Source organism: Actinomycetospora cinnamomea (assembly GCF_003096675.1).
GTDB lineage: Bacteria > Actinomycetota > Actinomycetes > Mycobacteriales > Pseudonocardiaceae > Actinomycetospora > Actinomycetospora cinnamomea.
Map to the genome: position 1 here is coordinate 796,452 of NZ_QEKW01000001.1, position 23,462 is coordinate 819,913.

Below are 23,462 nucleotides of genomic sequence, written 5' to 3' on the forward strand. Positions count from 1 at the left end.
CTGGTCAGCCCACCGTGCGGGGCGGGGCCCCGTGGCACTGCTTGTACTTGCGGCCCGACCCGCAGGGGCACGGCGCGTTGCGCGACGGGGTGTCGGCGCGGCGCGCCTGGTTCGGGTTCGCGCGGGCCGCGCGCGCCCCGTCCCCGTCGCCCGCGGCGTGCCGCGAGGCGCGGCCGTCCTCGTCGGGGCCGCTGTAGTCGAGCTGCTGCGGGCGCCGCCCGCCGAGGCCGGCCCCGCGGAAGGCGTTCGGGACCGACTCCTGCCCGAGCTGCGAGAGCGCCGGCCCGGCCGCGGTGGCGGGCCCGGTCTCCGGCGCCGCGTGCGCACCGGCACGCTGGCCGTCCCGCTGGCCCCGCGGGGCGTTGCCCTGGCCCCCGCGTCCCCCCGGACGCTGCGAGCCCGCGGACGGGCCGCGTCCGGGCCGCCGTGGCCCGCGCGCCGCCGGCCCGGTCGGGGTGGCCGGGCTGGTCGGACCGGCCGGGGGCGGCGGCGGGACCGAGGGACCCGCCGGGGCGCCCGGCGCCCGCTGCGCCACGGGGATCGCGCCGGTGGGCGCGCTCGCCAGCCGCGGGTCGACCGGCAGCGGCGCGGCGCCCGACGTGCTCGGCGTCTGCCCGGTGCGCGGGTCCGGGGTGTCCGGTGTGATCGCAGCCTGCACGCTGGTGTCCGTCGAGGGGTTCGCGCCCGGGACGGCGTCGACCGGCGCCGGCTCCTCGACGTGGATCGTCAGGTTGAACAGGAACGCGACGGACTCCTCGCGGATGCCCTCCATCATGGAGGTGAACATCTCGTAGCCCTCGCGCTTGTACTCGATCTTCGGGTCGCGCTGGGCCATCGCTCGCAGACCGATGCCCTGCTTGAGGTAATCCATCTCGTACAGGTGCTCGCGCCACTTGCGGTCGAGCACCGAGAGGACCACCTGGCGCTCGAGCTCGCGCATCCCGCCCTCGGGGGCGATGCGGTCGATCTCCTCCTCGCGCCGGGCGTAGGCGTCGAGCGCGTCGGTGGTGAGCACCTCGACCAGCAGGTCGCGGTCGACGTCGTCGTGCTCCTCGACGAGGTCCTCCCACGCGACCCCGACCGGGTAGAGCTGGCGCAGCCCCGTCCAGAGCTTCTCGAGGTCCCAGTCCTCGCTGTAGCCCTCGGCGGTGGCGCCGTCGACGTAGGCGGTGACCACGTCGACGATCATGTTCTGCACCTGCTCGGAGAGGTTCTCGCCCTCCAGCACGCGGTGGCGCTCGGCGTAGATCACCGTGCGCTGCTGGTTCATGACCTCGTCGTACTCGAGGATGTCCTTGCGGGCCTCGAAGTTCTGCTGCTCGACCTGCGTCTGCGCGCTGCGGATCGCCCGCGAGACCATCTTGGCCTCGATCGGCATGTCCTCGGGCAGGTTGAAGCGGGTCATGATCGACTCGACCATGGCGCCGTTGAACCGCCGCATCAGCTCGTCACCCAGCGACAGGTAGAACCGCGACTCGCCCGGGTCGCCCTGCCGGCCGGAGCGGCCGCGGAGCTGGTTGTCGATGCGCCGCGACTCGTGGCGCTCGGTGCCCAGCACGTAGAGGCCGCCGGCCTCCTTGACGTCCTCGGCCTCGCGCTGGACCTCGTCCTTGACCTCGGCCAGCGTGTCGTCCCACGCCGCCTCGTACTCCTCGCGGGTCTCGACCGGGTCGAGGCCCTTGGCGCGCAGCCGCTGGTCGGCGATGAAGTCCGGGTTGCCGCCCAGCACGATGTCGGTGCCGCGGCCGGCCATGTTCGTGGCCACCGTGACCGACCCGCGCCGACCGGCCTCGGCGATGATCTGGGCCTCCTGCTCGTGGAACTTGGCGTTGAGCACCGAGTGCTCCACGCCGCGCTGGGTGAGCAGCTTGGCCAGGTACTCCGAGCGCTCCACGCTCGTCGTACCGATGAGCACGGGCTGGCCGCGCTCGTAGTGCTCGGCCACGTCGTCGGCGACGGCCTCGAACTTCGCGGCCTCGGTCTTGTAGACCAGGTCCGGCTGGTCGACGCGCTGGGGCGGCTTGTTGGTCGGGATGGTGACCACGCCGAGCTTGTAGGTCTTCGACAGCTCCGCCGCCTCCGTCTGGGCGGTACCGGTCATCCCGCAGAGCTTGTCGTAGAGGCGGAAGTAGTTCTGCAGCGTGATCGTGGCCAGCGTCTGGTTCTCGGCCTTGATCTCCACGCCTTCCTTGGCCTCGATCGCCTGGTGCAGGCCCTCGTTGTAGCGCCGCCCCACGAGCACACGGCCGGTGAACTCGTCCACGATGAGGACCTCGCCGTCGCGGACGATGTAGTCCTTGTCGCGGAGGAAGAGCTCCTTGACCTTGATCGCGTTGTTCAGGTAGCCGACGAGGGGGGTGTTGGCGGCCTCGTAGAGGTTCTCGATGCCGAGCTGGTCCTCGATGAAGGACACGCCCTCCTCGGTGACACCGATCGTCCGCTTGCGCTCGTCGACCTCGTAGTGGACGTCGCGCGTCATCTTCGGGGCCAGCCGCGCGAACTCCGTGTACCAGCGGGCGCTCTGCTCCGCGGGACCGGAGATGATCAGCGGCGTGCGGGCCTCGTCGATGAGGATCGAGTCGACCTCGTCGACGATCGCGTAGGCGTGTCCGCGCTGCACGCACTCGGCCTTCGACCAGGCCATGTTGTCGCGCAGGAAGTCGAAGCCGAACTCGTTGTTCGTGCCGTAGGTGATGTCGGCCCGGTAGGCCTCGCGGCGCTGGTCGGCCGGCATGCCGGAGTAGATGGCGCCGACCTCGAGCCCGAGGAACCGGTGCACGCGGCCCATCCACTGCGAGTCGCGCTGGGCCAGGTAGTCATTGACCGTGACGACGTGCACGCCGTCGCCGGCGATCGCGTTGAGGTACGCGGGCAGCGTCGAGACCAGCGTCTTGCCCTCGCCGGTGCGCATCTCGGCGACGTTGCCCTCGTGCAGCGCCGCCCCGCCCATGATCTGCACGGGGTAGTGGAACTGGCCCAGCGTGCGGGACGCGGCCTCGCGCACCACGGCGAACGCCTCGCCCAGCAGGTCGTCGAGCGACTCGCCGTCGGCGTAGCGCTCGCGGAACTCGTCGGTCTTGCCCCGCAGCTCCGCGTCGGTCAGCTCGGCGGTCTCGTCGGCGAACGTGTCGACGTAATCCGCGATCTTGCCGAGCCGCTTGACCGTGCGCGTCTCGCCGGCGCGCAGCAGTCGGTTCAGGACCACGGTGGTGACCTCGCTCGTACCTCGTCGGCGCCAGTGACGCGGGCTGCCGGCACGCGCCGGCACGGGCCCGTCCCCCATGGTAGGCGCTCGGGAGACGGGCCCCGTGCCCGCGTGTGGCGCGCGTGCACGGCCGCCGGTGCTCGGCCGGCGGTTCAGACGAGGGCGATGACGCCGTAGTCGTAGCCGTGCCGGCGGTAGACCACGCTCGGACGGCCGGTGGCGGCGTCGGAGAACAGGAAGAAGTCGTGGCCGACGAGCTCCATCTGCGAGAGCGCGTCGTCCACCGTCATCGGCACCGCGTGGTGCTCCTTGCGGCGCACGATCTGGCCGGGGCGGTGCCCGTCGGCATCCGTGTCTGTGTCGGTCGCGGTGTCGGTCGCGGTGTCGGTGGCGGTGTCGGTCGCGGTGTCGGTGGCGGTGTCGGTGGCGGTGTCGGTCGTGGTGCCGGTCGTGGTGCCGGTCGCGGTGCCGGTCTCGACACCGGTCCCGGTGGCGGTCGCCGTGTCGGCGTCGTCCGCGGGCGGCCGGGCCGACGGCACGTCGGTCGACCACGGGGAGCGCATCTCGACCGTCGCGTCCTCGCGCTCGAGGAGACCCGTCGGGGCGTGGCCGTTGCGCTCGGAGAGCTCGCCCGTGGCGCGGGCCACGGAGATCGGCACGCGGCGCCCGTGGCTCACACGCCGACGGTCGTGGGCGCGGCGCAGGCGGGCCTCGAGGCGTGCGACGGCCTGGTCCAGCGCGCAGTAGAAGTCCGCCGAGCCGCCCTCGGCACGCACGACCGGGCCGCGGCCGCGACCGGTGATCTCCACGCGCTGGCAGTCCTTGCTGCGGCGCGGGTTCGGCTCGTGGGAGAGCTGGACCTCCATCCGCACGATCTTGTGGTCGTAGCGCTCCAGGCGAGCGAGCTTGTCGGACACGTGCTCGCGGAAGTGCTGAGGGACCTCGACGTTGCGTCCACAGAGAACGATCTCCACTGACGACCTCCCGGTCTGGGGGACGGTGCACGGTCGCGCCACCCGGGGAGGATTCGGTGTGCCCTCGGCCAGGCTCGCGACCGCGTCGACTGCGACGTTCGCGCCTCCTGTCGTTCACCGAGTCAGGATGTGGGGCGACACGGTAGTGACCCCGACCCCGTCCGCGGAAGGTCCGACCTGCCCGATGCCGGTCCGCCGGAGGACACCCGGGCGGACGATCGACGCAGCGTTGCGGCCGTCTCACGGGTGAGGCCGATCGGCCGTGCCGCCGCCCACCCGGACGAGGGAGCGCGGCGCCCGGCGGTCCGCGAGCGTGAGCACGACGACGACGTCCACCGGCCGTCCCGCCGCGGCGAGCAGGGCGGTGGCCGCCCGCGCCGTGGCGCCGGTGGTCAGCACGTCGTCGAGCAGCACCACCGCGCACCCCGGCGGCGGGAGGCCCCGCGGCCGCACCCGCAGGTGCCGCGCGAGGTTCTCCGCACGCCCGGCGGGGTCGAGCCCGACCGAGTCGGCGGCGCGCCGCCCCAGCGCGAGCGCCCGGGACACGCACGGCACGGGCGCACCCCCGGACCGCGCCACCACGGCCCGGGCCAGGCGCAGCACGTGGTCACCGCCGCGGGCGCGCGCCGCGGCGGGCCGTGACGGGGCGGGCACGAGCGCGGCGGGCGGGACCGCGGCGGCGCGCAGGGCCCCGGCGACCTCCGCGGCGAGCGGGCGGGCGAGCTCGCGGCGCCCCCGCTCCTTGTAGGCCAGCACGACCTCGCGGGCGCTGCCGGCGTACGGCGCCAGCGCCAGTACCGGCGGCAGCCCCGGCATTTCGACCAGCGCGGGCCGGCGCCACCGCGCCCGGCACGCCGGGCACCAGCGGTCCCCGTCCGCCCCGCACCCCGCACACGGGGCGGGCAGCAGCAGGTCGGCGAGGGCCCAGAAGGCGGAGAGGGCGCCCGACACCCGCGATCCGTCCCCGCTCGATCCGTCCACGGCCCCAGCCTCGCGACCCCGTGGCGCGTCCGGCCAGGACAACGTCCCGGGCCTGGGGACGCGTCCGGCCGATGGGGACGGCGAACGGACCAGCCCGGCGAGGGCTCAGCCGGGGTACGCGGGCACGGTCGCGGCCCCGAAGCCCGGCACCGCCTGCCACACGTCACCGCCGGAGCCGCCGCTGCCGTCCCCGGTCAGCGGCAGGGTCCAGGTGCCGCTCTGGTCGGCGACGACCAGCGGCCGTCCCGGGCGGGCGGCGACGGCGGTGACCGGCGGGGTGAGGTTGGTGCTGGACAGGGAGTCCAGGTCGAGCCCGTCCACCGAGACCAGCGTGACCGGGCGGTCGGCGCGGTTGCCGACCGCGACCAGCTGATCGGTCCGCGTCCAGCCGACGTCGAGCACCTGGTCGAGGGAGTCGGGCCGCAGCGCGGTCACCGAGCTCAGCCGCGTCCCGCCGGCGGAGTCGCGGGCGACCGCGGCGACCAGCACCCGCCCCCCGGCCACGAGCGCCACCCGCGCACCGTCCGGCGACAGGCGCAGCGCCGCCAGCGGTCCGGCGCTGCCCGGCGTCTCGGTGACCCCGGCCGCGGCCAGCCCCGACGCGTCGACGGGCAACGGCCGCACCGGCCCCGACGCGCCCTCGCGACCGGCACGCACCACCGTCGTGCCGTCGACCACCGACCACACCTCGGACCCGTCGGGCGTCCAGGACGGGCGCGCCAGCGCGCGGCCCTCGATGCCGCTGTCCGCGAGCTCCGACCCGCTCGGCCCCGTGAGCAGCCGGGCGCGCGCCGGCCTCGGCTCGCCGGAGGGCGTCGTGCCGCCGGACCGCTCCTCGGCGACCACGGCGACGTCGCCCTGCGGGCTCGCGGACGCGGACTGCACGCGATAGCTGCCGCGGCCGGCGGGGCCCCCCGCGGGCTCGCCCGAGAGCAGCCGCAGGAGTCCCTGGTCGGCCACGAGCACCGGGGCCTCGGAGTCGCCGGGTCCGCCGACGATCGGCTCGACCGGCAGGTCCGGGCGTCGCGCGACCTCCGGCGGCAGCCCGGCGAGCGCCTCGGTGACGGTGACCTCGGGTGTCGCGGCGAACAGCGGCTCGCCGTCGACCAGCAGCCGCACGCGCGACACCCCGATCCCGGCGAGCGTCAGCGTCACCTGCCGGGCCACGCCCCGGCGCCGCGCCTCGTCCAGGGGGCCGGTGCGCGCGAGGTCCACCACGGCCGTGCCCTCGGGCGTCAGCACGACGTCGGAGCGCAGCCCGCTGCCCGCGGGCAGGGCGCTCACCGCGGCGCCCGCCAGGGCCGCCGACGGCCCGGCGAGAAGGAACTGCATCGTGCGCGTCGCCACGCTGCGCGCGGGGCTCGTCCCCAGGTAGCGGGGGTCGGAGACGGGCTCGCCGCGCTGGGGGTCGAGGAACCAGGCGCGCACCGGGCGGGTGTTGGCCCGGAGGTCCGAGCGCCGCACGATCGTGCCCGGCGGCAGCGAGGAGATGCGCCACTGCCCGTTCTGTTCGACGAGCCCCACGGTGAACTCGATCGGCCGGGGTCCGGCCTCGAACACCCCTTCCGGGGTGAGCACGCCCAGCGCGGTCGCCCGGATGCGCACCGCGGCCTGGCCCACGGGCACGGGCCGGTCGGCGAACACCGTGTCGACCTGGTCGGTGACCACCGAGGGACGCGCACCGTCGTCCCAGGTCCCGGCCGCCGCGGGGGTGAGGAACGCGCGGGCGGCCCGGTGCCGCTCGGCGGCCGCCCCGGACGCGAGCACCCACCCGCGCACCGTCTCCAGCGGGCCCGCGTCGCGCGCGGGGCCGGGCGGCGCGGTCGGCTCCGCGGCGTCGCCCACGCGTCGCAGCACGGTGACGTCGGACGAGCCCGGCACCGACGCGCAGCCGCCGAGCACGAGCGCCAGGACGACGAGGAGCACGACCCGCCGCACGCCGTCACGCCTCCCCCGCGCCCGCCTCACCGGACCACCGACGGGCCGGGGTCCGCGGGCGGCGCCGGTGCGGGGAGCGCCGCATCCTGGTCGTCATCGGGCGTGGTGTCGGGCTCGCGCTCGGGATCCGGCGGCGGCAGCGCCGTGCCCGCGGTGGGCGCGGCGTCGTGGATGCCCGGCTCGGCGGCGGCCGGGGCGGCGGCGACGGGCAGCAGCGGCAGCGGGCTGGTGCGCAGGCGCTCGCCGTGGCGCAGCGGCAGCGTCAGGCGGAACACCGCGCCGCGGTCGACCTCGCCCCACGCCTGCAACCAGCCGCCGTGCAGGCGGGCGTCCTCGAGGCTGATCGCGAGGCCGAGCCCCGTGCCGCCGCTGCGGCGCTGCCGGGACGGGTCGGCGCGCCAGAAGCGGTTGAACACCAGCCCCGCCTCGCCGGGCTTGAGGCCGACACCGTGGTCGCGCACGACGACGGCCAGCGCGGAGTCGTCGGCGGCCAGGCGCACCTCGATCGGCCGGCTCTCGCCGTGGTCGATGGCGTTGGCCAGCAGGTTGCGCAGGATGCGCTCCACCCGGCGCGGGTCGATCTCGGCGATGACCTGGTCACCGTCCTGGTCGCCGAGGTCCAGCAGCAACGGGGTCCGCGTGTCCTCGACGAGCGGGCGCACCGTCTCCGCGGCGCGGCGCACGAGGCCGCCGACGTCGACGAGCTCGAGGCCGAGCTCGGCCATGCCGGCGTCGAGGCGGCTGATCTCGAGCAGGTCGGCGAGCAGGCCCTCGAACCGGTCGAGCTCGTCGACGAGCAGCTGCGCCGAGCGCGCCGCCGTGGTCTCGGACGGGTCGACCTGGGCGTGCAGCACCTCGGCGGCCATGCGCACGGTGGTCAGGGGCGTGCGCAGCTCGTGGCTGACGTCGGAGGTGAACCGGCGCTGCAGGGCCCCGAACTCCTCGAGCTGGCGGATCTGCGACTGGATGCTCGCGGCCATCTCGTTGTACGACTCGGCGAGGCGCGCCACCTCGTCGTCGCCGTGCACCGGCATGCGTTCGTCGAGGTGGCCGTCGGCGAAGCGCTCCGCGACGTCGGCGGCCTGCCGCACCGGGCGCACCACCTGGCGCGTGACCACCGAGGAGATGCCTGCCAGCAGCACGAGCAGCACGCCGCCGGCGAGCGCCAGGGTGCTCTGGACCAGCGCGAGCGTGCGCTGCTCCGCCGAGAGCGGGAACAGCAGGTAGAGCTGCAGGTTCCGCCCCGCCGTGCGCACGGGCTGGCCGACGACCAGCGTCGGCACCGGCGCGGCCTGCCCGGACGAGGCGACCGTGAGGTACTTCGTGGCCAGGAAGCCCTGCAGCACCGGCGCGCGCAGCTGGGGCGGGATGACCTCCGCCGGCCCGGCGCTGACCTCGACGGGGGCGCCACCGGGCACCGTCGGCAGCGCACCGGGGTCGCCGCCCACGGTGTCCGAGCCCGCGATGAGCACCGCGTCGAACGCGCCGGCGTCGCTGGCCGGGTCGCTGCCGCGCGCCAGCCCGTTCGCCTCGGAGTCCTGACCGCTGGTGGACAGGCGGTCGAGCACGTCGTCGAGCACGGCCTGGGCACCGTCGCGGTCGGGGTCCACCCGCGCGAGGTCGCGCTCGAGGGCCTGGCGGGAGATGTCGGCCTGGATGAGGGCGGCCTGCTCCTTGCCCTGCACCAGCCGGTCGGCGATCTGCGTCTGCAGGACGAGACCGAGCACGGCGACGACCACGATCGACATCGCCAGCGTCGACAGCACGACACGCAGCTGCATCGAGCGTCGCCACAGCACCCGGACCTGACCGACCCGCTCGGCGGCGAACCGCTCGAGCCGGCGGCGCGGTCCGGTCAGCACGGTGTCCCCCGGGACGGGTCGATCAGGGCGGGCCGGCCTTGTACCCGACGCCGCGCACGGTCAGCACGACCTCGGGGTGCTCCGGGTCGAGCTCGACCTTGGAGCGCAGCCGCTGCACGTGGACGTTGACCAGCCGGGTGTCGGCGGCGTGGCGGTAGCCCCAGACCTGCTCCAGCAGCACCTCGCGGGTGAACACCTGCCGCGGCTTGCGGGCCAGCGCCACCAGCAGGTCGAACTCCAGTGGCGTCAGCGGGATCGTGCGCCCCCCGCGCCGCACCTGGTGGGCCGGGACGTCGATGGTCACGTCGCCGATCTGCATCTGCTCCGCCGGCTCGGCCGGGAACTGGCGCAGCCGCGCCCGGATGCGGGCGACGAGCTCCTTGGGCTTGAACGGCTTGACCACGTAGTCGTCCGCGCCGGACTCCAGGCCCAGCACCACGTCGACCGTGTCGGTCTTCGCCGTCAGCATGACCACCGGCACCCCGGACTCCGCGCGGATCGCCCGGCAGACGTCGATGCCGTTCATCCCGGGGAGCATGAGGTCGAGCAGGACGAGGTCCGGCTGGTTCTCGCGCAGCGCCGGCAGCGCCCCCGTCCCGTCGCCGACGACGGTGGTCTCGAAGCCCTCGCCCTGCAGGACGATCGTCAGCATCTCCGCCAGGGAGGCATCGTCGTCCACCACGAGGATCCGCGCGCTCATGTCTCAATGGTGTCACTTCTCACCGACGATCCGGAGGCGACGTCGCACCTGGAGGACCCGGAGAGCCAGAACTCCACCATCGCTTCCGCCGTTCGGGTGACCTCCGCGCGGTCGCCCTCGGCCCCGACGACCGACCAGGGGGCGAGCCACGAGCGCTCGACCAGCTGGTCGTAGACCGCGGCGCAGCGGGCCTGCAGCGCCGCATCGGCCTCGTACCCGTCCGGCGTGCGGGTCGGGTCGGCGGCGGCACGGTCGCGCACGCGCTGCGCGGCGAGCTCGCCCGGCACGCGCACGAGCACCTGGGCGTCGGGCACCGGCACCCCGAGACGCTCCACCTCGAGCGCGTGCACCCACGCCACGAACGGCCCGTCGACGTCCTCGCCACGCCGGGCCGCGCCGTAGGCGGCGTTGGAGGCGACGTAGCGGTCGACGAGCACGAGGTCCTGGGTCGCGCGGGCCCGGCGGACGTCCTCGGCGGCGCCGGCCCGGTCGAGCGCGAAGAGCACGGCCATCGCGTGCACCGAGTCGCGCAGGTCGCCGTGCGCGCCGTGCAGCGCCTCGCCCGCGAGCCCCGCGTGGACGTCGGCGTCGTAGCGGGGGAACGCGAGCGTCTCGACGACCGCGCCCCGGCGGAGGGCGGCGTCGGCGAGCGCCCCGACCAGCGTCGCCTTGCCCGCCCCGTCGAGCCCCTCGACGGCCACCACCACACCCACGACAGCACCCTATGCGCGCTCCCGGGAACGACCGAAGGGCCCCGCCGCTCGAACGATCCGAGCGACGGGGCCCCTGGTGATTCAGCCCGCGATGATCAGCCGGTCATCTCAGTAGCGGTAGTGATCGGGCTTGTACGGGCCCTCGACGTCGACGCCGATGTACTCCGCCTGGTCCTTGGTGAGCTTGGTCAGCTCGCCGCCCAGGGCCTCGACGTGCACCTTCGCGACCTTCTCGTCGAGGTGCTTGGGCAGGCGGTAGACGCCGAGCGGGTACTCGTCGTTCTTCGTGAACAGCTCGATCTGGGCGATCGTCTGGTTCGAGAACGAGTTCGACATGACGAAGCTCGGGTGCCCGGTGGCGTTGCCGAGGTTCAGCAGCCGGCCCTCGGACAGGATGATCACCGAGTGGCCGTCGGAGAAACGCCACTCGTCGACCTGCGGCTTGACGTTGAGCCGCTGCGCCTCCCCCGACTTCTCCAGCTTCTCCATCTGGATCTCGTTGTCGAAGTGCCCGATGTTGCCCAGGATCGCCTGGTGCTTCATCCGGCGCATGTGGTCCAGGGTGACGATGTCCTTGTTGCCGGTCGTCGTGATGACGATGTCGGCGGACTCGATGACGTTGTCGAGCGTGTCGACGTCGTAGCCCTCCATGAGGGCCTGCAGCGCGCAGATCGGGTCCGCCTCGGTGACGGTCACGCGGGCGCCCTGGCCGCGCAGCGACTCGGCCGAGCCCTTGCCGACGTCACCGAAGCCGCAGATCACGGCCTTCTTGCCGGAGATGAGCACGTCCACGGCACGGTTGATGCCGTCGACGAGCGAGTGCCGGCAGCCGTACTTGTTGTCGAACTTCGACTTCGTGACCGAGTCGTTGACGTTGATCGCCGGGAAGAGGAGCTTGTCCTCGTTGAAGAACTCGTAGAGCCGGTGGACGCCGGTCGTCGTCTCCTCGGTGACGCCGCGGATGCCCGACGCGACCTTGGTCCAGTGCTGCGGGTCCTCCTCGAGCGAGCGGCGCAGGGTGGCGAGCACGACCTGGTACTCGGCGGGGTCGTCGTCGGTGGCCGAGGGGACGACGCCGGCCTTCTCGAACTCGACGCCCTTGTGCACGAGCATCGTGGCGTCGCCGCCGTCGTCGAGGATCATGTTGGGCCCGCGGGTGTCGCTGTCACGCCACGCGAGCATCTGCTCCATGCACCACCAGTACTCCTCCAGCGTCTCGCCCTTCCAGGCGAAGCAGGCGATGCCCTGGGGGTTCTCGGGGGTGCCGTGCGGGCCGACGACGACCGCGGCGGCGGCGTGGTCCTGGGTGGAGAAGATGTTGCAGGAGGCCCAGCGGACCTCGGCACCGAGCTCGACCAGCGTCTCGATGAGCACGGCGGTCTGGACCGTCATGTGCAGCGAGCCGGAGACGCGCGCGCCGTGCAGCGGCTTCGCCTCCGCGTACTCGCGGCGCAGCGCCATCAGGCCGGGCATCTCGTGCTCGGCGAGCCGGATCTCGCGGCGCCCGAAGTCGGCCTCCGAGAGGTCGGCGACGGCGAAGTCGATGCCGTTCCGTTCCGTGTACTTGTCGTTGACGGTGCCCACTGCGTTCGTCATGACTCCTCGTCTTCTCGGGTCGTCTTCTCGGGGTCGCGGCGGTGGACCGTGGGGCCCCACCCGTGCCGAGGCGTGTCTCGACCGAGAGCTCTCGACCGGCGGGTCGGGACACGCCGGGAGGTCACGGGAGCGGGAGCACGGTTCACCACCATCCACAGGCGCCCTTGCGATGGTGCGGACCACTGACGAGCGTGGCGGACGGTCCGGGGTGGCCCCGGGGCGTCCGTTGCAGCGCCACTCGCCAGCTTCCGTTCGCACGTGACGTGCGATCGATGCCGTGCACCAAGTGCAGCACAGGCCCCATACCCGGTCAACCGTGCCGGGCCGGTGTCGGCGTCCGGACCTGCGACGACGTGCCGCGTCCCCGCAGGTCGTCGACATCGGCGCCGCTTCGGCGTCAGCCCGGTCACACCGCTCGGTCGGGCGGCCACCCGCCGTCACCGGTCGTACGACGACACGGCGACGACACGCGCCGGAGCCGTAGGATCAGTGACCGGAACCACACGACAGGGAGGCCCCGCCAGTGCTCGGACAGATGCAGGACTACCCCCTCGCCCTGCCCCACGTCTTCCACCGCGCGGAGCAGCTGTTCGCCCACAAGCCGATCGTCGGCGTCGGCGCCGGCGGCACGGTGCACCGCACCGACTACCGGGCCTGGGCCGAGCGCGTGCGCCGCGCCGCCGCCGCCCTCGACGCCCTCGGGGTGTCCGCGGAGGGCCGCGTCGGCACGTTCTGCTGGAACACCCCGGCCCACCTCGAGCTCTACTTCGCCGTGCCGTGCAGCGGACGCGTGCTGCACACGCTGAACATCCGCCTGTTCACCGAACAGCTCGTCTACATCGCGAACCACGCCGAGGACGAGGTCGTCTTCGTCGACCGCTCCCTGTTCGGCCAGTTCTGGCCGCACGTGGACCAGATGACCACGGTCCGCAAGGTGATCGTCATCGACGACGGCTCGGACACCGCGATCCCCGACGACGAGCGCATCACCCGCTACGACGCGCTGCTCGACTCCGTGGAGCCGTTCCCGGGCCGCTTCGAGATCGCGGACGAGAACCAGGCCGCCGCGATGTGCTACACGTCGGGCACCACCGGCAACCCGAAGGGCGTCGTCTACTCGCACCGCTCGACGGTGCTGCACTCCATCGCGGTGCTCATGGCCGACGTCGCCGGCCTCGTCGAGCGCGACGTGCTGCTGCCGGTCGTGCCGATGTTCCACGCCAACGCGTGGGGCACGCCCTACGCCGCGGTCTTCGCCGGCTCGTCGCTCGTCATGCCCGGCCCGAACATGACCCCGCCGGCCATCGCCGGCATCCTGCGCGACCACCACGTCACGGTCACCGCCGGCGTCCCGACGATCTGGATGGGCGTGCTGCCCGAGCTCTCGGAGGGCGACCTGCCGGACCTGCGCCTGCTGCTCTGCGGCGGCTCGGCGGTGCCGAAGTCCCTGTCGGAGGGCTGGCGGAAGAAGATCGGCCTGCCCATCACCCAGGCGTGGGGCATGACCGAGACCAGCCCGATCGCCACCACCGGCGTGCTGAAGAGCGTCCACGACGGGTTGTCCGACGACGAGCTCGCCGACGTGCGCGCCACGGCGGGCACCCCGTCGCCGCTGGTCGACCTGCGCATCTGCGACCCCGACACCGGCGAGGTCCTGCCCTGGGACGGCGAGACCTCCGGCGAGCTCCAGTCCGCCGGCCCCTGGATCGCGGCCTCGTACTACCGCAACGAGGACGGCGGAAAGCAGTTCACCGAGGACGGCTGGCTGAAGACCGGTGACGTCGCCGTCATCGACCCGTACGGCTACGTCAAGCTCGTCGACCGCACCAAGGATCTGGTGAAGTCCGGCGGCGAGTGGATCTCCTCGGTCGACCTGGAGAACGAGATCATGGCGATGGACGGGGTCGCCGAGGCCGCGGTCATCGCGATCCCCGACGAGAAGTGGTCGGAGCGTCCGCTCGCCTGCGTGGTGCCCGAGGAGGGCGTGGAGCTCACCCGCGAGGCGGTGCTCGAGCACGTCGCCACGCGCGTGGCGAAGTGGCAGGTGCCCGACGACGTCGTGTTCATCGACGAGGTGCCCAAGACCTCGACCGGCAAGTTCTCGAAGAAGACCCTGCGGGAGAAGTTCGCGGGCCACCAGGCCTGACGGTGACGGCGGGGGCGCCGCGTCGGCGCCCCCGCCGCACCGTCACTGCGGCTGGGTGGGCGCGGGGGTCGGGCCCGTCTCGCCGCGCTCCCGGCGCCCGAGCACCGAGTTCCGCCGCGAGTACACGAAGAAGATCACGACTCCGAGCACCATCCAGACGACGAACCGGATCCACGTCTCGACGGTCAGGTTGATCATCAACCACACGCAGCTGAGCACCGCGAGCGCGGCGACGACGGGCAGCCCCCGGACGGTGAAGCTGCGCGGCAGGTCGGGGCGGGCGCGGCGCAGGTAGACCGTGCCGGCGGCCACGAGCACGAACGCGAACAGCGTGCCGATGTTGACCATCGACTCGAGCTCGTCGGCGGGGAAGAAGCCGGCCAGCACCGCGCAGAACGTCCCGATGATGACCGTGATCTTCACGGGCGTGCCCCGCGATCCCACGCGCGCGAGGGTGCGCGGGAGCAGGCCGTCGCGGCTCATCGCGAAGAACACCCGGCTCTGGCCGAGCATGAGCACGAGGACGACGGTGGTGAGGCCGGCGATGGCGCCGATCGAGATGATCGTGGACGCCCAGTCCGCCCCGACCAGCGAGAACGCGGTGGCGAGCGTGGCGGTGTCACCGGTGGCGGGGTCGGTCGCCAGCTCGGTGTAGGGCACCATCCCCACGACGACCAGCGACGTCGCGACGTAGAGGACCGTGACGACCCCGAGCGAGCCGAGGATGCCGCGCGGCAGGTCCTTCTGCGGGTTGCGCGTCTCCTCGGCGGTGGTGGACACCGCGTCGAAGCCGATGAACGCGAAGAAGACCAGCGACGCACCCGCGAGCAGGCCGTAGATCCCGAAGGTCGAGCCCTCGCTGCCCGCCACCAGCGAGAGCAGCGAGGCGTCGAGCCCGCCCTCCGACGCCCGCTCGCCGCCCGACGGCGGGATGAACGGCGAGTAGTTCTGCGCCTGCACGTAGGCCAGACCCACGCCGATGACGAGCAGGACGACGAGCACCTTGATGCCGGTGACGACGGCGCTCACCCGGCTCGAGAGCTTGATGCCCGCCACGAGCACGGCCGTGAGCACCGCGATGACGAGGATCGCGCCCCAGTCGAACGTGAGCGGTCCCAGCTCGACCGACGCCCGCTCGGGCAGCCCGACCAGCGCGAAGATCTCGCCGAGGTAGGACGACCACGCCTTCGACACCACCGCGGCCCCGAGCGCGTACTCCAGGATGAGGTCCCAGCCGATGATCCACGCGATGAACTCGCCGAACGTGGCGTAGGAGAACGTGTACGCGCTGCCGGCCACCGGCACCGTCGAGGCGAACTCGGCGTAGCACAGACCGGCGAACCCGCAGGCGATCGCGGCGATGACGAACGAGATCGCGATCGAGGGACCGGTGATGTCCCCGGCGACCCGCGCGGTGATGGTGAAGATGCCGGCGCCGATGAGCACCGAGACACCGAAGATCGTGAGGTCCAGTGCGCCGAGGTCGCGCCGGAGCTTGCTGTCCGGCTCGTCGGTGTCGGCGATGGACTGCTCGACCGACTTCGTCCGGAAGATCCCGGATCGTGGGGTGGTCGCCGTCATGCCCGCTCCCCCGCTCCCGCGTGCCCGCACGCGGCCGCCACCCCCTGTGGCGACGGCGGGGACGTTACGCCCGGCAGGGCTCCCGCGAGGTCACCGAGGCCACCTTGCGTGGCGGAATCGTCACGCTGCGTGGGTGATTTGGGCGGATTCCCCCGCGGCGCCCGGACTCAGCTCGGCGTCGGGACTCAGCTCGGCGTCGGGACTCAGCTCGGCGTCGGGACTCAGCTCGGCGTCGGGACTCAGCTCGGCGTCGGGTCCAGGGCGTCGTCGAGACCTGCCTCGGAGCCGGTGCGGTCGAGGTCGGGCTCCAGGTACACGATCCGGGCCTCGGGCATCGCCGAGCGCAGCCGTTCCTCGGCGTCGTCGATCGCCCGCGCCACGTCGGCCGTGGACAGCGAGGCGGGCACCGCGATCTTCGCCGCGACCAGCAGCTCCTCCGGACCGATGTACTGGGTCCGCAGGTGGATCACCCGCTCGACGGGCCCGCCGACCAGCGCGTCGGTGATCGCGTGGGCCCGCCGGTCGCTCACGCCCTCGCCGAGGAGCAGGCTCTTCGTCTCGATGATGAGGATGATCGCGATGACGCCGAGCAGGACACCGATGCAGATCGTGCCGATCGCGTCCCAGATGACGTCACCGGTCAGGACGGACAGGCCCACGCCGCCGAGGGCCAGGATCAGACCGACGAGCGCCCCGAGGTCCTCGAGCAGGACGACCGGCAGCTCGGGGTTGACCGAGTTCCGGATGAAGCCCCACCACGACTGGTCGCCCTTGAGCTCGCGCGACTCCTTGACCGCCGTGCGGAAGCTGTAGGTCTCCAGCGCGATCGCGACGACGAGGATCACGACGGCGACGATCGGGCTGGTCAGCTCGTCGGAGCCGGAGAGCTTGTGGATGCCCTCGTACAGCGCGAACACGGAGCCGAGCGTGAAGATCAGCAGGGCGACGACGAACGCGTAGAAGAACCGGTCGCGCCCGTAGCCGAACGGATGCTCGCGGTCGGCGGACCGCCGGGCCCGCTTGCGCCCGAGCAGCAGCAGGCCCTGGTTGCTCGTGTCGGCCACCGAGTGCACGCCCTCGGCGAGCATCGACGACGAACCGGTGATCGCGAAGCCGATGAACTTGGCCACGGCGATGCCGGCGTTGGCCGCGAGCGCGGCGAGGATCGCCTTGCCGCCTCCGGATGCGGACACGGGCCCTCCAGGTGGACCGGTCGGGGTGTGGTGCCCGTGAAGGTAGCGCGAGCAGCGGCGCGGGGGTCAGGCGCGCCCGGGACTCACGGGCAGAGGCCGTCGGCGGCGACGAACGCCAGCGCCGGGCGCTCGACCGGCTCGACCGTGACGGGCCCGTCGCAGGCCGGCACCCACGCCGCCGTGCCGCGCGCGACGACGTGCTCCTGCCCCCGCGCCGAGCGCAGGCGCACGCTGCCCGCCACCGCGATCGCGATGCGCGGGCCCTCCACGCCGAGGGCGACGGGGTCGGGCGGCGCGTCGTCGTCGGCGTCGTCGAACGCGCACCGCGCCAGGCTGAAGTACTCCGACGGCGCGTACCGCGTCACCGCGCCGGTCCCGTCCCCCTGCAGCAGCGGCGGCTCGCCCGGCGCGAAGTCCAGCACGCGGAGCAGCTCGGGCACGTCGACGTGCTTGGGTGTCAGGCCGCAGCGCAGGACGTTGTCGGAGTTGGCCATGAGCTCGACGCCGCAGCCCGACAGGTACGAGTGCGGCGAGCCCGCCGGTTGGTAGAGGCACTGTCCCGGCGCCAGGGACACGCGGTTGAGCAGCAGCGCGGCGAGCACGCCGGCGTCGCCGGGATAGCGCTCGCCGAGGTCGAGCAGCGTGCGGGCCTCGGCCGTGAAATCCCCCCGCTCGCGCACGTGCGCCACGCAGCCCTCGAGCAGCGCGGGCACGAGCTCGTCCACCGCGCGCTGGGGCAGCGTGATCCACGTGGTGAACAGCGCGCGCAGCCCGTCGGCGTCGGGCTGGGCCGCGAGCAGCTCGGTGTGGTGGTCGAGCGCACGCACGTCGAGGGCGCGCAGCAGCCGCACCGTGCCGTCCGCAGGCCGGAAGCCCGCGAGCGCGTGGAACTCGGTGAGCGCGCAGAGGATCTCCGGCTTGGGCAGCGGGTCGGGGTAGTTCCGCTCCGCCGCGGTGCGCGGCACGCCCGCGGCCTCCTCGCGCGCGTAGCCCGCCGCGGCCTGCTCGGCCGACGGGTGGGCCTGCAGGCTCAGCGGTTCCTCGGCGGCGAGCACCTTGAGCAGGTAGGGCAGCCGGCCCGACCAGCGCTCGCGGCGCGCCGGGCCGAGCGTGCCGAGGGGATCGGCCGCCAGGACGTCGGTCAGCGTCCGCACGCCGTCGGTGCCACCCGTGCCGCCGTCGGTGCCGTGCCCGTTCAGGCGCGAGGGCTCGTCGCGGTGCGCGCCGAGCCAGAGCTCGGCCTGCGGGTGCGGCGACGGGACCTCCTCGCCCAGCAGCTCGGCGAGGTGCGTCCGTGAGCCCCACGTGTACGTGCGCACGCTGCCCCTGAGGACCTCCACGTCACAGTGCCTCTCTCGAGTACGGGTGTCTAACCCGTGCGGACACCCGGCACGCGGGCCCCGAGGGCCAGGCCGAGGTAGACCGCGGTGAAGTCGAGGCGGGTGGCCAGCACGGCCGCGCGCAGCGCGTCGGCGACCGGTCCCTCCCCGGCCAGGTCGACGTCGTCGATCTCCACGACATCCGCGCCCGGGTGTCGGGCACCGACGTCCGCGACCAGTCGCCGCACCGCGAGGTCCTCGCGCACGGCGAGCAGCACCAGCCGGGGCGGCGGGGCCGCCGGGGCCGGGTCGTCGAAGGGGTCGGCGAAGATGGACGCCTCCCCGGAACTCTCCTGCAGGCGGGCCCGCAGCGCCGGCTGCATCGCCGCGGCCGCGATGGTGCTGGCCTGGGCCACGACCCCCGCGTGGGTGGCCAGCACGGTGGCCCCGTAACCCGCGACCAGTCCCGCGATCGGGTCGGCGCCCCACAGCAACGGCGTGCGCTCGGCCAGGCGCAGCGCCAGGCTCTTGGCCGGGTTGACGAACGCCTCGCCGCGGGGGCCGTCGCGCTCGGCCTCGGCGTCGAGACGGTCGGCCAGCACGTCGGGGTCGAGGCCGAGCAGGTCCAGCGACCGGGCCACGACCAGCCCGGTGGCGAGAACGGTGGCGGTGTCGAGGCCGTCGAGGTCCTCGCCGGGGACCCCGACGCTCAGCCGCGGTACGACGGCCAGCGCGCGCCCGGCGCCCGCGGCGGCGGCCGGTCCGTCGCCGGGGCCGGTGAGCACGACGTGGGCCCCGCGGCGCACCGCGCGGTCCACCGAGTCGGCCACCTCCGCCTCGACCGGGTCGCCCTCCCGGCCGCGGTGGGTGGCGACGACGACGTCGAGCGGGCCGAGCCACGGCGGCGCCACGGTCGTGACGATCACCGGCAGCGGCGCCGTCGGCGTGAGCAGGGCGGCCATCAGGCGGCACGCGGACTCGGTGGTGCCCGGGCGCGTCAGGAGGATCAGGGCGCGGGGGCGCAGGCCGGCGAGGTCGCCGGGGACGCCGGCGTCCTGCGCGGCCGACCACGTGGCCCGGACCTGGGCGCCCGCGGTGGCCACCGCGCGCAGCGTGCCGTCACGGTCGGCGGCGATCAGGCGCGGCTCGTCGGAGAGCAGGGCGTCGTCGAGCACGCGACTCACCCCTTCTGGAGGTCCGGCTCCGCGGCGTCCTCCGGGGGTCCCCCGGTGGCCTCGGACAGCAGGAGCACCGGGATGCCGTCCGTGACCGGGTAGCGCCGGCCGCAGACGGTGCACGTCAGCGCCGCCGCCTCGGGGTCGTCGGGCGTGCCGGGGCGCAGCGCCCCGTGATCGGGCGCGGGGCACGCCAGGATCTCGAGCAGGTCGGCGTCCAGACCGAGCGGCACGGTGGGTCTCCTCTCGGTCTCGATCAGCGGCGCACGAGCGCGAGGACCTCGTCGCGCAGCGCCGCGACGGCGTCCTCGTCGGCCGCCTCGACGTTGAGCCGCAGCAGCGGCTCGGTGTTCGACGGCCGCAGGTTGAACCAGGCCCCGTCGGGCAGCACGACCGTCAGGCCGTCGAGGTCGTCGGTGGTGACGCCCTCGCGGGCACCGTACGTCTGCTCGACCTCGGCCATCACCGCCTGCGCGTCGTCCACCGTCGAGTTGATCTCGCCGGAGGCCGCGTAGCGGGAGTACTGCGCCATGAGCTCGGACAGCGGGCGGTCCTGCTCGCCGAGCGCGGCGAGGATGTGCAGCGCGGCGAGCATGCCGGAGTCGGCGCGCCAGAAGTCGCGGAAGTAGTAGTGCGCCGAGTGCTCGCCGCCGAAGACGGCGTCGGTCTCGGCCATGGTCGCCTTGATGAACGAGTGGCCCACGCGGCTGCGGCGCGGCGTACCCCCGGCCTCGGTGATGATCTCCGGCACGGCGCGGGAGGTGATCAGATTGTGGATCACCGTGGAGCCCGGGTGCTTGCCCAGCTCGCGGGTGGCGACCAGCGCGGTGATGGCGCTCGGGCTGACCGCGTCGCCCTTCTCGTCGACGAGGAACACGCGGTCGGCGTCGCCGTCGAAGGCGAGCCCTGCGTCGACGCGGCCGAGGGTGATGACCTTGCGCTGGAGGTCCTGGAGGTTGTCCGGGTCCAGCGGGTTGGCCTCGTGGTTGGGGAAGGTGCCGTCGAGCTCGAAGAACAGGGGCTCGACCTCGATCGGGAGCGGGTCGAGTACCGCGGGCACGGTGTGCCCGGCCATACCGTTGCCCGCGTCGACCACGATCGACAGCGAGCGGATGCCCGACAGGTCGACCAACGAGCGCAGGAACGCCGCGTAGTCGTCGAGCAGGTCGCGGTGGGTGACGCCGCCGCGCTCACCGCCGCCGACGTCGGGGGTGGCCTCGCCGGGTCCGCGGTCGAGCATCGCGGCGATCTCGTCGAGCCCGGAGTCCTGCCCCACCGGCGACGCGCCGGCGCGGCAGAGCTTGATGCCGTTGTAGGTCGCGGGGTTGTGGCTCGCGGTGAACATCGCGCCGGGCATCTCGAGTGCCCCGGAGGCGTAGTACAGCATGTCGGTGCTGGCGAGGCCGATGTGCACGACGTCGACACCCAGCGCCGTGACGCCGTCGGCGAACGCTCCGGCGAGCTTCGGCGACGACTCGCGCATGTCGTGCGCGACCACGACGCCCTCGCCCCCGCCGAGACCGGAGCCCGGGCCATCCCGCTCGTCGAGCAGCAGGCGCGCGAACGCCGCACCGACGTCGCGCACGAACGTCTCGTCGAGCTGGGAACCGACGAGGCCGCGGATGTCGTAGGCCTTGATGACCTGGTCGATCACCTGGGCACGGTCGGGCGCCGTGGCGGCGGACGGTGTGCTGGACACGACACCAGCCTATCGGCCGGGCCCACGGGGGTGTGCCCGACGGGACGGCGCGTCCGCCGAACGGTGGGTCGCCCTCGGGCGTGTCAGGAGGACGCGGGATCGGGCAGGACCCGCAGGTGGCCGCGGCGTCCGGTGGGGGCGCCGGTCATGCCCGCGGCCACGCCCGGCGAGGCCACGGGCGGCAGGCCCGCGGACGACGCGGTCGCGGCACCGTGGCCCGCGGTGATGCGCCGGCCCTCGGTGGTCCCCAGCGGGCGGTCGGCCCGCCCGGCCTCGCGGACGGCCTCGGCCAGGGCGGTGAGATCGTCGGCCGACGGCTCGGCCGGGAAGTCGCCCTCGTAGCGCACGACCTCCCATCCGCGCGGAGCGGTGAGGCGTACGGCGTGACGCTCGCAGAGGTCGTAGGAGTGCGGCTCGGCGCTCGTCGCCAGCGGACCGACCACGGCGGTCGAGTCCGAGTAGACATAGGTCAGGGTGGCCACGGCCGCATGACCACACCCGGTCCGTGAGCACTTCCGCACTCCTCGCACATCGCGCACGATAGCCCGGACGGACGCGTGGACCGCGCAGGCGCGCGGGGCGCGTCGGTCCGCGGGGGTCCCGCCGCGCGTACGCTTCCCGGTCGTGACGAGGAGCGCGAGCCGCCGCAGCGGCACGCCCGCCGCCCGGCCGCGCCGGCGGCGCCGCGACCGCCGCGGGCGGGGTCTGCGGATGCCGCTCTACCCGTCAGGATCCCCGGCCGCGCGCACGCGCGCCGAACGCTTCGACGCCCTCGTCCTCGAGGCCCTGGAGCCGATCGAGGAGCGCTGGAGCGCCGAGCTCGCCGACCTCGACGTCGCCGTCGACGACGTGCCCGAGGTGCCCGCCGCCACCGACCACTCCCCGGTGGACGACGACGCCGTCCTGGGCGACGGCGAGGTGCCGCTCGCGCGCCTCGTGCCCGCGGGCATGGACCGCCGCGGCGCGGTGACCCGGGCGCGCATCGTGCTCTACCGCCGCCCGCTGGAGGCGCGCGCCCTCGACGGTGAGGACCTCGCCGACCTCCTGCACGACGTGCTCGTCGAGCAGGTCGCGGGCTACCTCGGCGTCGAGCCCGACACCATCGCGGGCGACGAGGACTAGGGGCCCACGCCCTCGAAGGTGTGGTGGACGGCCTCGACGTTGTGGCCGTCGGGGTCGCGCAGGAAGACGCCGTAGTAGCCCGGGTGGTACTCGGGCCAGACCCGCGGGGCGTGGAGCACCTCCGCCCCGTGGGCGAGGGCGGCGTCGTGCACCGCGTCGACGGCGGCCCGGTCGGGCGCGCGGAAGGCGATGTGCAGCTCCTGCTCGACGGCGTGGCCCGGCGCGAGCCAGAACGACGGGTGGCCGTCGGCACCGAGCCCGACGACCTCGGGCGCGCCGGGCGGGCCCGTGGGGATGCGCAGGCCGACGGCCATGCCGAGCGGCGCGAACACCGCGGTGTAGAAGGCGACGGAGGTCTCGACGTCGCGACAGGGGAAACCGACGTGGTCGAACACGTCGCCGACCGTAGGGCCGACCCCTGACGGCGCACCCTCTAGCTGCCGGTCACCGACCTGCTGTGCTCCGGCCCGTCGGACGCGAGGCCCGCCAGGACCCGACCGACGAACTCGTCGACGGGCACCGCGTGGGCACCGAACCGCTCGAACGACGGCCTCACCAGCCCGACGTCGACCAGCTGCCACCGCAGCCCGTCGCCGACCTGGTTCACCATGGCGATGAGCGCCATCGAACCGGCGTGGTCGACCCGGTGGAACACGCTCAAGAGCCCGAAGCTGCTGCCGACCTCGATCCCCCACAGCCCACCGACGAGCTCATCGCCCTGGTAGACGGCGATGGACGACGCGAACCCCAGCTCGTGCAGGCGCAGGTACGCCGCCTTGATCTCGTCGGTGATCCACGTGTCCTCCCGCCGCGTGGCCTCGAGCACCGCTTCGAAGTCATGGTCGTACCGCACGTCGAAGCCCAGGCGCCGCTCGATGGTGCGGATGCGCTTCGGGATCCGCTTCGACTGCTCGTCGATCACGCCGCGCTCGGGATCCCAGCGGTAGTGGAACCGCACGTCCTGACGGCCGGGCAGGCCCAACAGCACCCCACCCCGCAGATAGTTGGCCACGACGTTGGCCGGCTCGGGCGGTATCAGAGCATCGATCTCCGGCAGGACGCGGGCGGAGGCCTCTGCCGGGTTCCGCGCACCGCGCATGAGCCAGATCGCGATCGGGCCCGGGTCGACCACCCGGGCGACGACGCGTGCGGCGCCGAGCATCACGGTCCGGACGGCAACGACCGCGACCCTCCGGGCACGCTTGGTCACGGCGGCACGAGTCGCTGAGCTCGTCACGACCCCGGACGCTACCGAACC

At 73.8% G+C, this 23,462-nt stretch carries 19 protein-coding genes; 2 read left to right on the forward strand and 17 right to left on the reverse strand.

All coding sequences use genetic code 11. From position 1 onward, the window contains the following. Positions 1-4 precede the first annotated feature (4 nt). The 8 genes from secA to ahcY form a co-directional block, all read right to left on the reverse strand. Positions 5-3,205 (reverse strand): preprotein translocase subunit SecA, encoded by a 3,201-nt coding sequence (gene secA / locus C8D89_RS03760; RefSeq protein WP_116706647.1) that lies wholly within the window; start codon positions 3,203-3,205, stop codon positions 5-7. Positions 3,206-3,357: 152 nt separating this feature from the next. After that, positions 3,358-4,179 (reverse strand): ribosome hibernation-promoting factor, HPF/YfiA family, encoded by an 822-nt coding sequence (gene hpf / locus C8D89_RS03765; RefSeq protein ID WP_116706648.1) that lies wholly within the window; start codon positions 4,177-4,179, stop codon positions 3,358-3,360. A gap of 240 nt (positions 4,180-4,419) precedes the next feature. After that, a complete protein-coding gene (locus C8D89_RS03770; RefSeq protein WP_243417804.1) occupies positions 4,420-5,160 on the reverse strand; it encodes a ComF family protein in 741 nt (246 codons plus the stop codon). A 105-nt stretch (positions 5,161-5,265) separates the two neighbouring features. Continuing rightward, positions 5,266-7,098: an LpqB family beta-propeller domain-containing protein gene (locus tag C8D89_RS03775; protein ID WP_165825531.1), complete on the reverse strand. Its 1,833-nt coding sequence runs from the start codon at positions 7,096-7,098 to the stop codon at positions 5,266-5,268. A 26-nt stretch (positions 7,099-7,124) separates the two neighbouring features. Beyond that, entirely contained in the window at positions 7,125-8,879 is a 1,755-nt protein-coding gene (gene mtrB / locus C8D89_RS03780) for an MtrAB system histidine kinase MtrB (RefSeq protein ID WP_116706930.1), read from the reverse strand. A 103-nt stretch (positions 8,880-8,982) separates the two neighbouring features. Continuing rightward, positions 8,983-9,660, reverse strand: coding sequence for an MtrAB system response regulator MtrA (mtrA, locus tag C8D89_RS03785; RefSeq protein ID WP_116706651.1), 678 nt, complete (start codon positions 9,658-9,660; stop codon positions 8,983-8,985). Beyond that, a complete protein-coding gene (locus C8D89_RS03790; RefSeq protein WP_116706652.1) occupies positions 9,657-10,373 on the reverse strand; it encodes a dTMP kinase in 717 nt (238 codons plus the stop codon). Before C8D89_RS03790 ends, mtrA begins: the two co-directional genes overlap by 4 nt. A gap of 108 nt (positions 10,374-10,481) precedes the next feature. Next, on the reverse strand, positions 10,482-11,969 hold the full coding sequence (gene ahcY / locus C8D89_RS03795) for an adenosylhomocysteinase (protein WP_116706653.1): 1,488 nt from the start codon (positions 11,967-11,969) through the stop codon (positions 10,482-10,484). Between the two features lie 523 nt (positions 11,970-12,492). Between ahcY and C8D89_RS03800 the strand changes: the two genes are divergently transcribed. Then, positions 12,493-14,115, forward strand: coding sequence for a long-chain fatty acid--CoA ligase (locus C8D89_RS03800; protein ID WP_243417808.1), 1,623 nt, complete (start codon positions 12,493-12,495; stop codon positions 14,113-14,115). A 42-nt stretch (positions 14,116-14,157) separates the two neighbouring features. Here C8D89_RS03800 and C8D89_RS03805 read toward each other — a convergent pair whose 3' ends face one another. The 7 genes from C8D89_RS03805 to C8D89_RS03835 all read right to left on the reverse strand — a co-directional run bounded on the left by C8D89_RS03805 (position 14,158) and on the right by C8D89_RS03835 (position 21,612). After that, positions 14,158-15,696 carry an amino acid permease gene (locus C8D89_RS03805; protein WP_116706654.1) on the reverse strand — a complete coding sequence of 513 codons (1,539 nt, stop codon included), beginning with the start codon at positions 15,694-15,696 and terminating at the stop codon, positions 14,158-14,160. 239 nt (positions 15,697-15,935) lie between these two features. Then, positions 15,936-16,889 (reverse strand): cation diffusion facilitator family transporter, encoded by a 954-nt coding sequence (locus C8D89_RS03810; protein ID WP_116706655.1) that lies wholly within the window; start codon positions 16,887-16,889, stop codon positions 15,936-15,938. An 83-nt stretch (positions 16,890-16,972) separates the two neighbouring features. Beyond that, positions 16,973-18,229, reverse strand: coding sequence for a mannose-6-phosphate isomerase, class I (gene manA, locus C8D89_RS03815; protein ID WP_116706656.1), 1,257 nt, complete (start codon positions 18,227-18,229; stop codon positions 16,973-16,975). A 29-nt stretch (positions 18,230-18,258) separates the two neighbouring features. Beyond that, positions 18,259-19,383, reverse strand: a complete 1,125-nt coding sequence (locus tag C8D89_RS03820) for an SIS domain-containing protein (protein ID WP_243417810.1) — start codon at positions 19,381-19,383, stop codon at positions 18,259-18,261. Between the two features lie 5 nt (positions 19,384-19,388). Further along, on the reverse strand, positions 19,389-19,616 hold the full coding sequence (locus C8D89_RS03825) for a Trm112 family protein (protein WP_116706658.1): 228 nt from the start codon (positions 19,614-19,616) through the stop codon (positions 19,389-19,391). A gap of 23 nt (positions 19,617-19,639) precedes the next feature. Further along, entirely contained in the window at positions 19,640-21,082 is a 1,443-nt protein-coding gene (locus tag C8D89_RS03830) for a phosphomannomutase/phosphoglucomutase (protein ID WP_243417812.1), read from the reverse strand. A gap of 83 nt (positions 21,083-21,165) precedes the next feature. Continuing rightward, complete coding sequence (locus tag C8D89_RS03835; protein WP_116706933.1) at positions 21,166-21,612, reverse strand: DUF3499 domain-containing protein; 447 nt, start codon at positions 21,610-21,612, stop codon at positions 21,166-21,168. A 181-nt stretch (positions 21,613-21,793) separates the two neighbouring features. On the opposite strand from C8D89_RS03835, the gene C8D89_RS03840 reads away from it, so the two are divergent. After that, positions 21,794-22,204 carry a metallopeptidase family protein gene (locus tag C8D89_RS03840; protein ID WP_116706659.1) on the forward strand — a complete coding sequence of 137 codons (411 nt, stop codon included), beginning with the start codon at positions 21,794-21,796 and terminating at the stop codon, positions 22,202-22,204. Here the strand turns inward: C8D89_RS03840 and C8D89_RS03845 are convergent. Next, on the reverse strand, positions 22,201-22,599 hold the full coding sequence (locus tag C8D89_RS03845) for a VOC family protein (RefSeq protein ID WP_116706660.1): 399 nt from the start codon (positions 22,597-22,599) through the stop codon (positions 22,201-22,203). The genes C8D89_RS03840 and C8D89_RS03845 overlap by 4 nt on opposite strands. A 38-nt stretch (positions 22,600-22,637) precedes the next feature. Next, positions 22,638-23,441, reverse strand: coding sequence for a leucyl/phenylalanyl-tRNA--protein transferase (locus C8D89_RS03850; protein WP_133251806.1), 804 nt, complete (start codon positions 23,439-23,441; stop codon positions 22,638-22,640). Positions 23,442-23,462 lie beyond the last annotated feature (21 nt).

What these genes read in the sequence shown, in the direction of transcription:
- mtrB (WP_116706930.1), bottom strand. Translation starts at nt 8,879, where the DNA reads ATGCAGCTGCGTGTCGTGCTGTCGACGCTGGCGATGTCGATCGTGGTC.
- mtrA (WP_116706651.1), bottom strand. Translation starts at nt 9,660, where the DNA reads ATGAGCGCGCGGATCCTCGTGGTGGACGACGATGCCTCCCTGGCGGAG.
- ahcY (WP_116706653.1), bottom strand. Translation starts at nt 11,969, where the DNA reads ATGACGAACGCAGTGGGCACCGTCAACGACAAGTACACGGAACGGAAC.
- C8D89_RS03805 (WP_116706654.1), bottom strand. Translation starts at nt 15,696, where the DNA reads ATGACGGCGACCACCCCACGATCCGGGATCTTCCGGACGAAGTCGGTC.
- C8D89_RS03840 (WP_116706659.1), top strand. Translation starts at nt 21,794, where the DNA reads ATGCCGCTCTACCCGTCAGGATCCCCGGCCGCGCGCACGCGCGCCGAA.